We start from the raw sequence: 13,222 nt of genomic DNA, 5'->3' as shown, positions 1-13,222 counted from the left end.
ACCACCCGGGGCGCGGACACCCCGAGGAAGGCCTGACGCCGCATGCTGCACTCGTCCGGGGAGCCCGCAGAGGACCCCCGCCCCATCCTGCTCCTGTCGACGTCCGACACCGACCTGCTCTCCGCCCGCGCGGCGAACGGCCCGGTCCCGTACCGGTTCGCGAACCCCTCCCGCCTCGCGCTCGACGCCCTGCCCGCACTCCTCGACGGCGTCGGCCTCGTCGTCGTACGGCTGCTCGGCGGCGTACGCGCCTGGCAGGACGGCCTGGACCAGCTCACCGCGAGCGGCCTGCCCGTCGTGGTCCTGACCGGCGAACAGGCCCCGGACGCCCAGCTGATGGCCGCCTCCACCGTCCCCGTCGGCATCGCCGCCGAGGCGCACGCCTACCTCGCGCACGGCGGCCCCGCCAACCTCGACCAGCTCGCCCGGTTCCTGTCCGACACCGTGCTGCTCACCGGCCACGGCTTCGAACCGCCCGCGCCCGCCCCGTCCTGGGGCCCGCTGGAGCGCACCGCCCGCCCGGTCGAGGGACCCGTCGTCGCCGTGCTCTACTACCGCGCCCACCACATGAGCGGCAACACCGCCTTCGTGGACACCCTGTGCGGCGCCATCGAGGACGCCGGGGGCCGGCCGCTCCCGCTGTACGTGTCCTCGCTGCGCGACCCCGAGCCCGCGCTCATCGACGAACTGCGCGCCGCCGACGCCATCGTGACCACCGTCCTCGCGGCCGGCGGCACCAAGCCGGCCACCGCCTCGGCGGGCGGCGACGACGAGTCGTGGGACGCCGGCGCGCTCAGCGGTCTGGACGTACCGATCCTCCAGGCGCTCTGCCTCACCGGCTCGCGCAGCGCCTGGGAGGAGAACGACGAGGGCGTCTCCCCGCTCGACGCGGCCAGCCAGATCGCCGTCCCCGAGTTCGACGGCCGCCTGATCACCGTGCCGTTCTCCTTCAAGGAGATCGACGCCGACGGCCTGCCCGCCTACGTCGCCGACGCCGAGCGCTCCGCCCGCGCCGCCGGTATCGCGGTGCGCCACGCCCGCCTCAAGCACATCCCGGCCGCCGACAAGCGCATCGCGCTCGTGCTCTCCGCGTACCCGACCAAGCACTCCCGGATCGGCAACGCGGTCGGCCTCGACACCCCCGCCAGCGCCGTCGCACTCCTTCGCCGACTGCGCGCCGAGGGCTACGACTTCGGACCCGAGGACGAGATCCCGGGCCTGGTCTCCGGCGACGGCGACGAGCTGATCCGCGCCCTGATCGACGCGGGCGGCCACGACCAGGACTGGCTCACCGAGGAGCAGCTGGCCGCCAACCCGGTCCGCATCCCGGCCGCCGACTACAAGCGCTGGTACGCGACGCTGCCCGAGGAACTGCGCACGAACGTCGAGCAGCACTGGGGCCCGCCGCCCGGCGAGATGTTCCTCGACCGGTCCCGCAACCCCGAGGGCGACATCGTGCTCGCGGCCCTGCGCCGCGACAACCTGCTGATCCTCATCCAGCCGCCGCGCGGCTTCGGCGAGAACCCGATCGCGATCTACCACGACCCCGATCTGCCGCCCTCGCACCACTACCTGGCGGCCTACCGCTGGATCGCGGCGAGCGCCGCCGACGGCGGCTTCGGCGCCGACGCGATGATCCACCTGGGCAAGCACGGAAACCTGGAGTGGCTGCCCGGCAAGAACGCGGGCCTGTCCGCCGCCTGCGGCCCCGACGCCGCACTCGGCGACCTGCCGCTGGTCTACCCGTTCCTGGTCAACGACCCGGGCGAGGGCACCCAGGCCAAGCGCCGCGTGCACGCCACGCTCATCGACCACCTGGTGCCGCCGATGGCCCGCGCCGACTCCTACGGCGACATCGCGCGCCTGGAGCAACTCCTCGACGAGCACGCCCAGATCGCGTCCATGGACCCGGCCAAGCTCCCCGCGATCCGCGCCCAGATCTGGACGCTGATCCAGGCCGCGAAGCTCGACCACGACCTGGGGCTCGAAGACCGCCCCGAGGACGAGGGCTTCGACGACTTCATCATGCATCTCGACGGCTGGCTCTGCGAGATCAAGGACGTCCAGATCCGCGACGGACTGCACGTCCTCGGCAACGCCCCGGCCGGCGCCGACCGCGTCAACCTCGTCCTCGCCATCCTGCGCGCCCGCCAGATCTGGGGCGGCACCACCGCCCTGCCCGGCCTGCGCGAGGCCCTCGGCCTCGACGAGTCCGCCGCCACCCGCACCAGCGCCGACGAGGCCGAGGAACAGGCCCGCGCCCTGGTCCAGTTGATGGACGACGCCGACTGGGACCTCGCGGCGATCCCCGCCGACCAGCCCCAACAGGTGCGCGCCATCCTGGAGTTCGCCGCCCGCGAGGTCGTGCCGCGCCTGGCCGCGACCACCGCCGAACTCGACCACACCGTGCACGCCCTGAACGGCGGCTTCGTCCCGGCCGGACCCTCGGGCTCCCCGCTCCGAGGCCTGGTCAACGTCCTGCCGACCGGCCGCAACTTCTACTCCGTCGACCCCAAGGCCGTCCCCTCCCGGCTCGCCTGGGAGACCGGCCAGGCCCTCGCCGAATCGCTGGCCAACCGCTACCGCACCGACAACGGCGACTGGCCGACCTCGGTCGGGCTCTCCCTGTGGGGCACCAGCGCCATGCGCACGGCGGGCGACGACGTGGCCGAGGCCATGGCGCTGCTCGGCGTCCGGCCCGTCTGGGACGACGCCTCGCGCCGGGTCACCGGCCTGGAGCCGATCCCGCTCGACGAGCTGGGCCGCCCCCGCATCGACGTCACCCTGCGCATCTCGGGCTTCTTCCGCGACGCCTTCCCGCACACCATCGGCCTGCTCGACGACGCGGTGCGCCTCGCCGCCTCCCTGGAGGAGCCCGCCGAGCAGAACTACGTCCGCGCCCACACCCAGGCCGACCTCGCCGAGCACGGCGACGAACGCCGGGCCACCACCCGCATCTTCGGCTCCCGCCCCGGCACCTACGGCGCGGGCCTGCTCCAGCTCATCGACTCCCGCGACTGGCGCACCGACGCCGACCTCGCCGAGGTCTACACGGTGTGGGGCGGCTACGCCTACGGCCGCGAGCTGGACGGCCGCCCGGCGCGGGACGAGATGGAGACGGCGTACAAGCGGATCGCGGTCGCGGCGAAGAACACCGACACCCGCGAGCACGACATCGCCGACTCGGACGACTACTTCCAGTACCACGGCGGCATGGTGGCCACCGTCCGCGCCCTGCGCGGCACCGCCCCCGAGGCGTACATCGGCGACTCCACCCGGCCCGAGACGGTCCGCACCCGCACCCTGGTCGAGGAGACGAGCCGGGTCTTCCGGGCCCGCGTGGTCAACCCCAAGTGGATCGAGGCGATGCGCCGCCACGGCTACAAGGGCGCCTTCGAACTCGCCGCCACGGTGGACTACTTGTTCGGCTACGACGCCACGACGGGCGTGGTCGCCGACTGGATGTACGACAAGTTGACCGAGACGTACGTCCTGGACCCGGCCAACCGCGAGTTCCTCCAGAACGCCAACCCCTGGGCCCTGCACGGCATCGCGGAACGCCTCCTGGAGGCCGAGTCCCGCGGCATGTGGGCCAAGCCCGACCCGGCGGTGCTCGAAGCGCTGCGTCAGGTGTACCTGGAGACCGAGGGCGACCTGGAGGACCAGGACTGAGCGGGCAGGTACCGCTGTAGGTACCGCTCGCGTACGCACAGGGGCGGGCCCGGTCGCGAAGACCGGGCCCGCCCTCGTACGTCGGCGGTGTCAGCTGCGGGTGCCGAAGTCCTGGGTCCACCAGGGGCCGCCGGACCCGTAGTGCACACCGATGCCGATCTCCTTGAACGCGCAGTTCAGGATGTTGGCGCGGTGGCCGGGGCTGTGCATCCAGGAGTCCATGACGGCGGCCGCGTCCGCCTGGCCCCGCGCGATGTTCTCGCCGTACGTACTCCACTGGTACCCGGCGGCGGTGATGCGCTCGCCCGGGCCCGCGCCGCTCGGGTCGGTGTGGTCGAAGAAGTTCTGCGCGGCCATGTTCTCGGAGTGCTTGAGCGCCGCGTCGTAGAGCTTGGCGTTGCTGGTGAGCGCCGAGCAACCGGCCTTGCTCCGCTCGGAGTTGACCAGGTCGAGCACCTGCTGCACGGCGGCCGGGGTGCCGTCGTCGGTGCTGCTCGGCGCCGCACGCCTGGTGCTGGGGGCGGCGGGCTTCGGCGGCGCGGGGTGCGTGGACGGCTTGGCTGCGGGGGCCGAGGAGTGCTTGGCCGAGGCGCTGGGCGAAGGCGAACTGCTCGCCTTCGAGGGCGAGTTGGAGACGGACGGGCTCGGCGACAGGGGCCCGGTGCCGATGCCGTCGGCGCTCGCGGCGTCGGTGGTGGTGAGGGGGGCGTCCGCGACGGAGCGGGAGGCGTCCTGCCCCGGGCCGGTGACGAAGTGGTAGGCCCCGCCGAGAGCGGCGACGGCGGCCAGCCCCGCGATGACGGCGGCGGCCCGGCGCCGTCGGCGCGCCCGCCGGTCGCGCCGGTCGCGCCGCGAGGTGGGGGCGCGGCGGCGGCCCGCCGCGTGCGCGCCGTGACCGCCGCGAGGAGCGGACCGGGTGGCGGCGGTCGCGTGGGCGGTGGTCGCGTGGGCGGTGGTCTCCAGGGCGGGCGAGGGGCCGCCCAGAACGGCGAGCAGACCGGCGGTGCCCGCGCCCACCGGGACGAGCGCGAGCCCGACCAGGAGCCCCTCGGCGGGTATGAGCCCGCTCCAGTGCCCAGAGCAGACCGCGCAGGTACGGGCGTGGCGGGCTATGCGCTTGCGCCACAGGGCCGACGGCACGCCGTCCCAGGACAGCGCGAGCCCGTACAGCTCGCCGCAGCGCTCGATCCCGGCCAGCGCCCGCACGACGACCCGGGCGGTCTCCAGCTGGCCCTTCATGCGCTGGACGCGTACGGCGGTGTGCTCGGCCGACAGGTCGAGCGCCGAGGCGACCTCGCCGCGGCTGAGCACCCCGGCCGCCTCCAGCCACCACAGCGAGAGCAGCGCCCTGTCGTCGGGCTCCAGCCAGCGGGTGGCCTCGGTGACCTCCCTGCGCTGCCCGGAGAGCCCGAGCCGCACGATGGTGAGGTCGACGAAGTCGGCGCCGGGGTCGGCGAGGTCGTGGGCGTCCTGGAGCCCGCCGTCGACGGGGGTACGGCGGTGGCCCTGCCAGTACCGGCGGATCTCGTTCATGGTGACGGCGACGAGCCAGGACCGGAAGGCCTCCGGATCCCGCAGCGAGCCGAGCCCGTCGAGCATCCGCAGCAGGCTCTCCTGCACGACGTCGTCGACGTCGGCGTGCCCGTTGAGGGCGCGCCCGACGATGTTGTACACGAGCGGCAGATACCCGGCGACGAGCTCGTCGCGCGCCGACTGATCCCCGTCCCGGGCCGCGACGACCACCGCGGCTATCTGTTCACTGATCACGCCTCGTCCACTCTCCCGGAGCACCGAACCTAACTGACCCGACGGAGAGGAGAACAGGGCGACGGTGGTCGGATAACAGAAAACGGATGACAGATATCGACCGCCGTCTCCCCATGTACCGGTCGCCACCTGCCGGTCAGAGGTGGGACGGCAGGTGCACGTGAGACCGGTCACTCCGGGGCGGGCGTACGCTCCGACGCATGAGTGACACCCCCGCGTCCGAGCCGGAGCGGCCGCCCGAGGCCGAGCCGCTGCCGGGGCGCGGGCCGACGCAGACGCCGGACATCACCTACACGCAGTGCAAGCGGTGCGGCACCGAGCTGGCCGGGCTCGACGGGCGGTACTCGTGCGGCGTGTGCGGCTGGTCCAACCACTGGTCGGAGGGGCACCGCCCGCTCCCCCGCGCCGAGGACGACCCGGACGCGCCGCCGGCGCCGGTCAACCCGCTGGGGGAGCAGTAGCGGCGGGGGCGGCCGTCTCGTGGGCGGGGGCCGGGTCGTGGGTGAGGATCAGGGAGTCAAGGAGGTCCCGCCCTTCCGTCCAACTGCCCAGCAGGCTGCCGGAGTTGATGTGTCCGACGGCCCCGGCCAGCTGGTGGCGGGCGCCCCACTGCGCGGCGAAGGCGGCGGAGGTTTCGGGGGCGCAGTACGGGTCGTTCGTGCCGGCCACCACCAGGGCGGGGACGGGGAGCGGGCGCGCCGCCAGCTCGGTGAAGGTCGGTGCGGATTCGCTCGGGAACGCCGGGGACAGCGGGTCGGGCGGGGCCACCAGGAACGCGGCCGCGGCCATGGGTGACGGGTCCTGGGCCAGCCAGGTGGCCGCCGCCCAGCAGCCCAGGCTGTGGGCCACGAGCACCACGGCGTCGTGCTGCCGGGCCGCCTCGTCGACGGCCTCCTGAACGGCGTCGACCCAGTCGTCCAGGTCCGGCTCGGACCACGAGGCCGGGGCGGTGCGCACCGCCGACGGCCCCCACTGCCGCTCCCACTCGCTCTGCCAGTGCCGCTCGTCGGACCCGTCGATACCGGGAATGATCACGTAGCCGAACATTGCTCCCCCGCTTCCCCTCGCTCGCCGCTCTTCGCTCGCGGCACTTGCCCTGCGGCTCTCTTCACTCCGCCGCTCTTCACTCCGCCGCTCTTCACTCCGCCGCTCTCGCTCCGCCGCTCTCGTCCCGCTCTGCCGCATTTCGTCGGGCGCCCTCCGGAACTCCCCGTACCCGGGGTGCCGCAGGTGTATCGTACCGAGCACTTCTCTCACGAAATGTACTGTTTTGTACGATGACTTGAGTGACCCGGAGTTCCGGCGCCGCGCGCTTCTCACCACCCTTCCCATGGCCTTCGCGCTGAGCGGGTGCGAGGCCGCGGCGCCTCGGCGCGAGCGGGACCGGCGGCCCGTTCCCGGACCCATGGACGGGCCGGTCCGGCAGGCCGGGGTGGCCGAGCCCCAGCAGCCGCACCTGCTCTTCGTCTCCTACGACCTCACCCCGGGCACCCGGGGCGCCCCCGGGCGCGACGCGGTACGGCGGCTGCTGGCACGGTGGAGCGAGCTGCTCGCCGAGATGCCGGCCGGGCCCACCGCGACCGTCGGCATCGGCCCCGCCCTGCCGCAGCGGCTCGGCGTCGGGGCACCCGAGGGGCTGCGGGAGCTGCCCGGGTTCACCGGGGAGCACCTGGACGCGGGGGCGGGGGGCGGCGAGATCGGCGTGCAGATCTGCGCGCGGGATCCCCGGGGGTGCGAGCGCCTTGCCGGGCTGCTCGCGGGCGCGGGCGCGGGGGTGCTGCTGCCGCGCTGGCGCCAGGCGGGCTTCCTGCCGGCCGAAGGCCCCGGACCGCGCTCCGAACTCTTCGCGCCGCCGAGGGGCGGCGAGGCCCCGCGCGACCTCCTCGGCTTCAGGAACGGCACGGCCAACCCCACGGCGTCGGAGAGCGAGCGCTGGGTCTGGCTGCCCGGGCAGGGGCGTTACGCGGACGGCACGTTCCTCGTGGTGCGGCGGATCCGGCTGCGGGTGGAGGAGTTCGGCCGCCTGCCGGTAGCCCGGCAGGAGCAGATCGTCGGGCGCCGCAAGGGAGGCGGGCCGCTGGGCCCCGACGGTGCCGCCCTGCCCCCCGACGCCCACGTACGCCTTGCCGGTCCCGGGCTCGACGGGGGCGCGCGGATGCTGCGCCGGAGCTACTCGTACGAGAACAGCCCCGGGGACCGGGGGCTGCTCTTCCTCGCGTACATGAGGGACCCCGCGTTGTTCGTACGGGTCGGTGCCCGGCTGGCGGCGGGCGATGCGCTCAACTCCTATGCGGACCAGTACGGTTCGGCGCTGTTCTACGTGCTGCCGGGTGGGCGGCCCGGGCGGGCGCTGGGGAGTTCGGTGCTGTGAGGGGGCGGGGGGTTTGCTCGGGGGGTGCCATGTGAAATATTACCGGGGTGGTCATGACACGCACCCCGGACGTCATCGTCGTGGGCGCGGGCATCGTGGGGGCCGCCTGCGCCTACTACGCCGCCCGCGCCGGACTGAGGGTGACCGTCCTCGACCGGGGCCCCGTGGCCGGCGGCACCACGGGATCCGGCGAGGGCAACCTCCTCGTCTCCGACAAGGCACCAGGACCCGAACTCGAACTCGCCCTGCACTCGGCCCAGTTGTGGCAGGCGCTCGCAGAACTCCTGCCGCGCGGGGTCGAGTACGAACCCAAGGGCGGCCTCGTCGTGGCCTCCGACGAGGCGGGCCTGACCGCACTGCGCGCCTTCGCCGCGGCCCAGGAGAAGGCGGGCGTGACCGTACGCGACGTGGCGGCCGACCGGCTGCCCGACCTGGAGCCGCACCTGGCTCCGGATCTCGCGGGGGGCTTCCACTATCCGCAGGACGCCCAGGTCATGCCCGCCCTCGCCGCGACGCATCTGCTGCGCGCGTCGGGCGCCGAGGTCCGGCTCGGCCAGGAGGTCACCGGGCTGCTCACGGGGGCGGGCGGCGCGGTACGCGGCGTACGCACCGCGTCCGGTGTGCTGCACGCGCCGTACGTCGTCAACGCCGCCGGCACCTGGGGCGGCGAACTCGCGCGACTGGCCGGGGTGTTGTTGCCGGTGCTGCCCCGGCGCGGCTTCGTACTGGTCACCGAGCCGTTGCCGCGCGTGGTGCGGCACAAGGTGTACGCGGCGGACTACGTCGCGGACGTCGCCAGCGGTTCGGCCGAGCTCCAGACCTCGGCGGTGGTCGAGGGGACGCCGGCGGGGCCGGTCCTGATCGGCGCGAGCCGTGAGCGCGTGGGGTTCGACCGCACGCTGTCGGTACCGGCCCTGCGGCGGCTCGCGGCCGGGGCGACCGCGCTCTTCCCCGTCCTCGCGGGGGTGCGGGTGATCCGTACGTACGCGGGGTTCCGGCCGTATCTGCCGGACCACCTTCCGGCGATCGGGGTGGATCCGAGGGTGCCGGGGCTGTTGCACGCGTGCGGGCACGAGGGGGCGGGGATCGGGCTCGCACCCGTTACCGGGCGGATCATCGCGGACTGCTTGACCGGCGGCCAACTGCCGCTGGACATAGGCCCGTTCGACCCGGCCCGGTTCGACGGCGGGGCCGAGGCGTGAGGCGTCGTCGGTCAGGAAAGGAGGGCCGCGTGGCCCGAACCCCTCATGAGCTGGCCGGCGCGCGGCCGGGGCCCGCGTTCGAGATCACGGTCGACGGGCGGGCGGTGCCGGCGCTGCCGGGGCAGAGTCTGGCGGCGGCGCTGTGGGCCGCGGGGATTCTGGCCTGGCGGACGACCCGTGGGGGCGGGCGGCCACGGGGTGCGTTCTGCGGGATCGGGCAGTGCTTCGACTGCCTGGCCACGGTCAATGGCGTTGCCAATCGGCGGGCGTGCCTGGTGGCGGCGGCCCCCGGGGACGAGGTCGTGACGCAGGAGGGGGATGGGCGTGGGGAACTGGCCGTCTGAGCGGGGGGCTCCGCCGTTTTCGGGTGCGGCTCGTGGTGGGTTGAGCGCGTGGCTCCCTACGCCCTTTGCCGTGCGGGGTCGGGATGAGGTGCCCGAGGGGCTGGTCGGGGTTGTGCGGGGCGCGTCCTCTTTGGGTGCGGGTTGTTTGTGGCTGGTCGCGCAGTTCCCCGCGCCCCTCAGGGGGTTGGGGGCGGCTGGGGTGTTCGCGTCGGTCCTCTCTCCCCTGGAGGGGTTGGGGGCAGACGGGCCGGTTGGGGAGGGATTCGTGTGGCTCAGGGGGTTGGGATGGTGAAGGGGGTGTATGACCTCGTCGTCGTGGGGGCGGGGCCCGCTGGGCTTGCGGGGGCTGCCGCTGCGGGGGAACTCGGGCTTCACGTCGCGCTGTTGGACTTGGCCGAGGGGATCGGGGGGCAGTTCTACCGGCAGCCCGCTCCCGCGCTCGGGGCGGCGCGGCCCGGGGCGCTGCACCACGACTGGGACGCCTTCGTCGCCCTGCGCGGGCGGCTCGCGGCCGGGCGGGTCGATCATCTCGCCCGGCATCACGTGTGGGCCGTCGAGCGCGGCGGCGACGACGACTGGACGGTACGTGCTCTCGACGGGGCCGACGGGGGCGCCGAGGCTGATGGTCGGCCCGTGCGGATTCGGGCGCGGGCCGTGCTGCTCGCCACCGGCGCGTACGAGCGTCAACTCCCCTTCCCCGGCTGGACATTGCCCGGGGTCGTGGGGGCCGGTGGGGCCCAGGCCATGCTGAAGGGCGGGCTCGTGCTGCCGGGGAAGCGGGTCGTCGTGGCCGGGAGCGGGCCGCTGCTCCTCGCCGTCGCCTCCTCGCTCGGCGCGGCCGGCGCCGAGGTGCCGGCCGTGATCGAGGCGTCCGGCTACCTCGGCTACGCCCGCCACCCCCGCGCACTCGCCGCCAACCCGCACAAGCTCGGCGAGGCCGCGACGCACGGCGCCGCGCTGCTCCGGCACCGGGTGGCGCTGCGCACCCGCAGTGCGGTGACCGAGGTGCACGGCGTCGAACGCGTCGAGGCCGTCACCGTCTCCCGGCTCGACGCACGGTGGCGGCCCGTTCCGGGGTCCGGGTACGAGATCGCCTGCGACGCCCTCGCCGTCGGGCACGGCCTCGTCCCCGGGATCGAACTGGCCACCACCCTGGGCTGCGCCACCCGCCGCACCCCCGACAACACCCTCGCCCTCGCTCTGACCCCCGGGCAGGAGACGTCCGTCAGGGGGGTGTGGGCCGCGGGGGAGGCCGGTGGTGTCGGTGGTGCGCAACTTGCCCGTGTAGAGGGCGAGTTGGCGGCGTTCGCCATTGCCGCGCGGCTCGGAGGGCGCCCCGGCGCGGACCGGCGCGTGCGGCGGTTGCTGTCCCGCCGCACCCGGCTGCGTACCTTCGCCGAGGCCATGGCCGCCACGCACGCGCCGGGGCCCGGCTGGACCGGCTGGCTCACCGACGGCACCGAGGTGTGCCGCTGCGAGGAGGTGACGGCGGGCCGGATCCGCGAGGCGGTCACCGAGCAGGGCGCCCGCGACGCCCGTACCGTCAAGCTGTTCACGCGGGCCGGCATGGGCTGGTGCCAGGGGCGGATGTGCGGGGCGGCGGTGTCCTGTCTCGCCGGGGACGGTCAACCCCCGGCGCAGCGCCGCCCGTTGGCGGTGCCGGTCACGCTCGGGGCGCTGGCCGCCCAAGTGCCCGGAGATGCCGAGGAACCGGGCCAGTCGCAAACGTAACGTGACATTGTACTCTGGGTCTCCGCTCGGTACGGAGGAACAGCAGCATGGGACACCTGAAGCAGAGCAAGGTCATCACCACCACCGAGCGGCTGCGCGACCAGGTCGCCCACGCCCTGCGCGCCGCGCTGATCTCCGGCGAGCTGCGCCCCGGCCAGGTGTACTCGGCGCCCGGCCTCGCCGAGGAGTTCGGCATCTCCGCGACCCCCGTGCGCGAGGCCATGCTCGATCTCGCCCGGGAGGGCCTGGTGGAGCCGGTCCGCAACAAGGGCTTCCGGATCACCGAGGTCAACGAGCGCGATCTCGACCAGTACACCGAGATCCGCGCGCTGATCGAGGTCCCGATGATCGGCCGGATCACCCGCAGCGCGGACCGCGCCGACCTGGAGGCGCTGCGGCCGGACGCCGAGGAGATCGTGCGGGCGGCCCGCGACCACGACCTCATCGGCTATCTGGAGGCCGACCGCCGCTTCCACCTCTCGCTGCTCGCGCTGTCCGGCAACGAGCGCCTGGTGGAGACCGTCGGCGATCTGCGCAAGCGGTCGCGTCTGTACGGTCTGACCGCGCTCGACCAGCGCGACGAGCTGATCCCGTCGGCCGAGGAGCACATCGAGCTGCTCGACCTCATGCTGGCCGGTGACGCCCGGGGCGCCGAGAAGTGCATGACCCGCCACCTCGGGCACGTCCGCTCGCTGTGGGCCAGGAGCGAGGCCGCCGAGCCCAGGCCCGAGCGCCGCCTGGGCGCGACCCGCTGAACCCGCCGGCCCGCCGCCACACTCACACGGGCGTGGGCCCGATCCCCCCGAGGTTGGCTGGCAGCGTCAACTAGGCTCGCATATAAGGGAGTTGGAGCCAGTTGGGGCTCGCTGTCAGCGGGCTCAGTCGTCCTTGCCCGCCGCGTCGCGGTACTGCGCGTTGAGGCGCTGGGCCTCCTCCAGCTGGTCCTCCAGGATGACGATGCGGCAGGCCGCCTCGACGGGGGTGCCCTGGTCGACCAGCTCGCGGGCGCGGGCGGCGATGCGCAGCTGGTAGCGGGAGTAGCGCCGGTGGCCGCCTTCGGAGCGCAGCGGAGTGATCAGCCGCGCCTCGCCCAGGGCGCGCAGGAATCCGGGGCTCGCACCGATCATCTCGGCGGCCCGGCCCATCGTGTAGGCGGGGTAGTCGTCGTCGTCCAGTCGACCACTGAGCGGGCTGTCCGCTGTCATGTCACCTCTTTCGCACCGCGTCGAAGGTCCGCGGCGCCGTACGGGACCGCGGACCCGAGGGGAAATTCAACACCATCGACCGCCCCGGGCGTCGCGCCGACCGGCGGGGGCGGCGAACCCGGCACATGACGAGGGCCCCGCCGGTGATCCGGCGGGGCCCTCGTGGTGTTCTCGGTGCTGTGGTGCGTCCGGCTCCGCGGCTACGCGAGCGCGCTGACGCCGAGCATCTCGGTCGCCGCTTCCAGCGGGGTCAGGGCGCGGGCGGGCGCGGCCTGGGGGAGGCCCTGGCAGGTGAAGCCCAGGCGGGTCATGGCCCGGGTCACCTCCTGGGCGCTGAAGTCGCGGCGGTCCTGGCGGGTGATGACCTCGCCCACCTGCTTGACGGGGTAGTGGCGGCGTCCGATGAGGACGGAGTCACCTTCGACGGGCTCGGGCTTGATGCCCTTCATCGCGGCCACCACTTGGGCCTTGGAGAGATCGAACGGGAAGCGGGCGATGACGCAGCGCATGATGCCTTCCAAGGCTTGGGGGGTGGACCGACCGGGTGTGCGGTCGGCGGTCGGGGCGCGAACGCCCCGCTGAAGGACCGCGTACGGGCTCAGGCGGCCGTCCCGGACTGGCGGGGCTCGGTGGCGCGGGCGGCGCGCCGCTCCTGGGACGGGCGGCTGCGGCGGCCGCGCGAGGAGGAGGCGGAGGCGCTGCGGCGGGGGCGCTCGGCGACCGGTGCCTTGATGGTGACCGGGATGCCGGAGGGCGCCTGGGCGCCGGTGATGCGGGTCAACTCCTCGTCGCCGGAGCGTACTTGAGTGGTCTGCGGGACGATGCTCGCGTTGACCATCAGGCGGCTCATCTCGCGGCGCTGGTTGGGCGTGACGAGGGTGACGACGCTGCCGGACTCGCCGGCGCGGGCGGTGCGGCCGCCACGGTGGA

11 protein-coding genes and 1 pseudogene are annotated in these 13,222 nt (G+C 74.2%); 7 read left to right on the top strand and 5 right to left on the bottom strand.

Annotated elements, in window-relative coordinates; all coding sequences use genetic code 11:
* Nucleotides 1–42 precede the first annotated feature (42 nt).
* Nucleotides 43–3,672 carry a cobaltochelatase subunit CobN gene (gene cobN, locus ACFYZA_RS39595; RefSeq protein WP_388495058.1) on the top strand — a complete coding sequence of 1,210 codons (3,630 nt, stop codon included), beginning with the start codon at nucleotides 43–45 and terminating at the stop codon, nucleotides 3,670–3,672.
* A gap of 90 nt (nucleotides 3,673–3,762) precedes the next feature.
* On the opposite strand, the gene ACFYZA_RS39590 is transcribed toward cobN, so the two are convergent.
* Nucleotides 3,763–5,439, bottom strand: coding sequence for a sigma-70 family RNA polymerase sigma factor (locus ACFYZA_RS39590; protein WP_388495057.1), 1,677 nt, complete (start codon nucleotides 5,437–5,439; stop codon nucleotides 3,763–3,765).
* A gap of 200 nt (nucleotides 5,440–5,639) precedes the next feature.
* Here ACFYZA_RS39590 and ACFYZA_RS39585 point away from each other — a divergent pair, with 200 nt between their 5' ends.
* Nucleotides 5,640–5,900, top strand: a complete 261-nt coding sequence (locus ACFYZA_RS39585) for a hypothetical protein (protein ID WP_382597438.1) — start codon at nucleotides 5,640–5,642, stop codon at nucleotides 5,898–5,900.
* Here ACFYZA_RS39585 and ACFYZA_RS39580 read toward each other — a convergent pair.
* Nucleotides 5,878–6,486 carry an RBBP9/YdeN family alpha/beta hydrolase gene (locus ACFYZA_RS39580; protein WP_388495056.1) on the bottom strand — a complete coding sequence of 203 codons (609 nt, stop codon included), beginning with the start codon at nucleotides 6,484–6,486 and terminating at the stop codon, nucleotides 5,878–5,880. The genes ACFYZA_RS39585 and ACFYZA_RS39580 overlap by 23 nt on opposite strands.
* Before the next feature lie 235 nt (nucleotides 6,487–6,721).
* Between ACFYZA_RS39580 and ACFYZA_RS39575 the strand changes: the two genes are divergently transcribed.
* The 5 genes from ACFYZA_RS39575 to ACFYZA_RS39555 all read left to right on the top strand — a co-directional run bounded on the left by ACFYZA_RS39575 (nucleotide 6,722) and on the right by ACFYZA_RS39555 (nucleotide 11,842).
* Nucleotides 6,722–7,810: a Dyp-type peroxidase gene (locus ACFYZA_RS39575; RefSeq protein ID WP_382597442.1), complete on the top strand. Its 1,089-nt coding sequence runs from the start codon at nucleotides 6,722–6,724 to the stop codon at nucleotides 7,808–7,810.
* 53 nt (nucleotides 7,811–7,863) lie between these two features.
* Entirely contained in the window at nucleotides 7,864–9,012 is a 1,149-nt protein-coding gene (locus ACFYZA_RS39570; RefSeq protein WP_388495055.1) for an NAD(P)/FAD-dependent oxidoreductase, read from the top strand.
* A 29-nt stretch (nucleotides 9,013–9,041) separates the two neighbouring features.
* Complete coding sequence (locus ACFYZA_RS39565; RefSeq protein ID WP_382597446.1) at nucleotides 9,042–9,356, top strand: (2Fe-2S)-binding protein; 315 nt, start codon at nucleotides 9,042–9,044, stop codon at nucleotides 9,354–9,356.
* Between the two features lie 285 nt (nucleotides 9,357–9,641).
* On the top strand, nucleotides 9,642–11,087 hold the full coding sequence (locus ACFYZA_RS39560; RefSeq protein WP_388495054.1) for an NAD(P)/FAD-dependent oxidoreductase: 1,446 nt from the start codon (nucleotides 9,642–9,644) through the stop codon (nucleotides 11,085–11,087).
* Between the two features lie 47 nt (nucleotides 11,088–11,134).
* The gene (locus tag ACFYZA_RS39555) at nucleotides 11,135–11,842 is read left to right on the top strand and encodes a GntR family transcriptional regulator (protein WP_382597450.1); all 708 of its coding nucleotides are present in this window, start codon (nucleotides 11,135–11,137) and stop codon (nucleotides 11,840–11,842) included.
* Between the two features lie 123 nt (nucleotides 11,843–11,965).
* Here ACFYZA_RS39555 and ACFYZA_RS39550 read toward each other — a convergent pair whose 3' ends face one another.
* From ACFYZA_RS39550 to ACFYZA_RS39540, 3 genes and pseudogenes are all read right to left on the bottom strand, one after another.
* Entirely contained in the window at nucleotides 11,966–12,292 is a 327-nt protein-coding gene (locus ACFYZA_RS39550) for a MerR family transcriptional regulator (RefSeq protein ID WP_382597452.1), read from the bottom strand.
* Nucleotides 12,293–12,492: 200 nt separating this feature from the next.
* Nucleotides 12,493–12,801 (bottom strand): SCO5918 family protein, encoded by a 309-nt coding sequence (locus ACFYZA_RS39545; RefSeq protein WP_382597457.1) that lies wholly within the window; start codon nucleotides 12,799–12,801, stop codon nucleotides 12,493–12,495.
* A gap of 89 nt (nucleotides 12,802–12,890) precedes the next feature.
* Nucleotides 12,891–13,222 (bottom strand): annotated as a pseudogene (locus tag ACFYZA_RS39540) (ATP-dependent helicase); the annotation flags it as partial.

The sequence above is a fragment of the Streptomyces sp. NPDC001828 genome (assembly GCF_042892175.1).
Taxonomy (GTDB): domain Bacteria; phylum Actinomycetota; class Actinomycetes; order Streptomycetales; family Streptomycetaceae; genus Streptomyces.
Note: the sequence above shows the minus strand (reverse complement) of the source record. Positions and strands in the feature narration are given on the sequence as shown.

What these genes read in the sequence shown, in the direction of transcription:
- cobN (WP_388495058.1), top strand. Translation starts at nt 43, where the DNA reads ATGCTGCACTCGTCCGGGGAGCCCGCAGAGGACCCCCGCCCCATCCTG.
- ACFYZA_RS39585 (WP_382597438.1), top strand. Translation starts at nt 5,640, where the DNA reads ATGAGTGACACCCCCGCGTCCGAGCCGGAGCGGCCGCCCGAGGCCGAG.
- ACFYZA_RS39580 (WP_388495056.1), bottom strand. Translation starts at nt 6,486, where the DNA reads ATGTTCGGCTACGTGATCATTCCCGGTATCGACGGGTCCGACGAGCGG.
- ACFYZA_RS39570 (WP_388495055.1), top strand. Translation starts at nt 7,864, where the DNA reads ATGACACGCACCCCGGACGTCATCGTCGTGGGCGCGGGCATCGTGGGG.
- ACFYZA_RS39560 (WP_388495054.1), top strand. Translation starts at nt 9,642, where the DNA reads ATGGTGAAGGGGGTGTATGACCTCGTCGTCGTGGGGGCGGGGCCCGCT.
- ACFYZA_RS39555 (WP_382597450.1), top strand. Translation starts at nt 11,135, where the DNA reads ATGGGACACCTGAAGCAGAGCAAGGTCATCACCACCACCGAGCGGCTG.
- ACFYZA_RS39550 (WP_382597452.1), bottom strand. Translation starts at nt 12,292, where the DNA reads ATGACAGCGGACAGCCCGCTCAGTGGTCGACTGGACGACGACGACTAC.
- ACFYZA_RS39545 (WP_382597457.1), bottom strand. Translation starts at nt 12,801, where the DNA reads ATGCGCTGCGTCATCGCCCGCTTCCCGTTCGATCTCTCCAAGGCCCAA.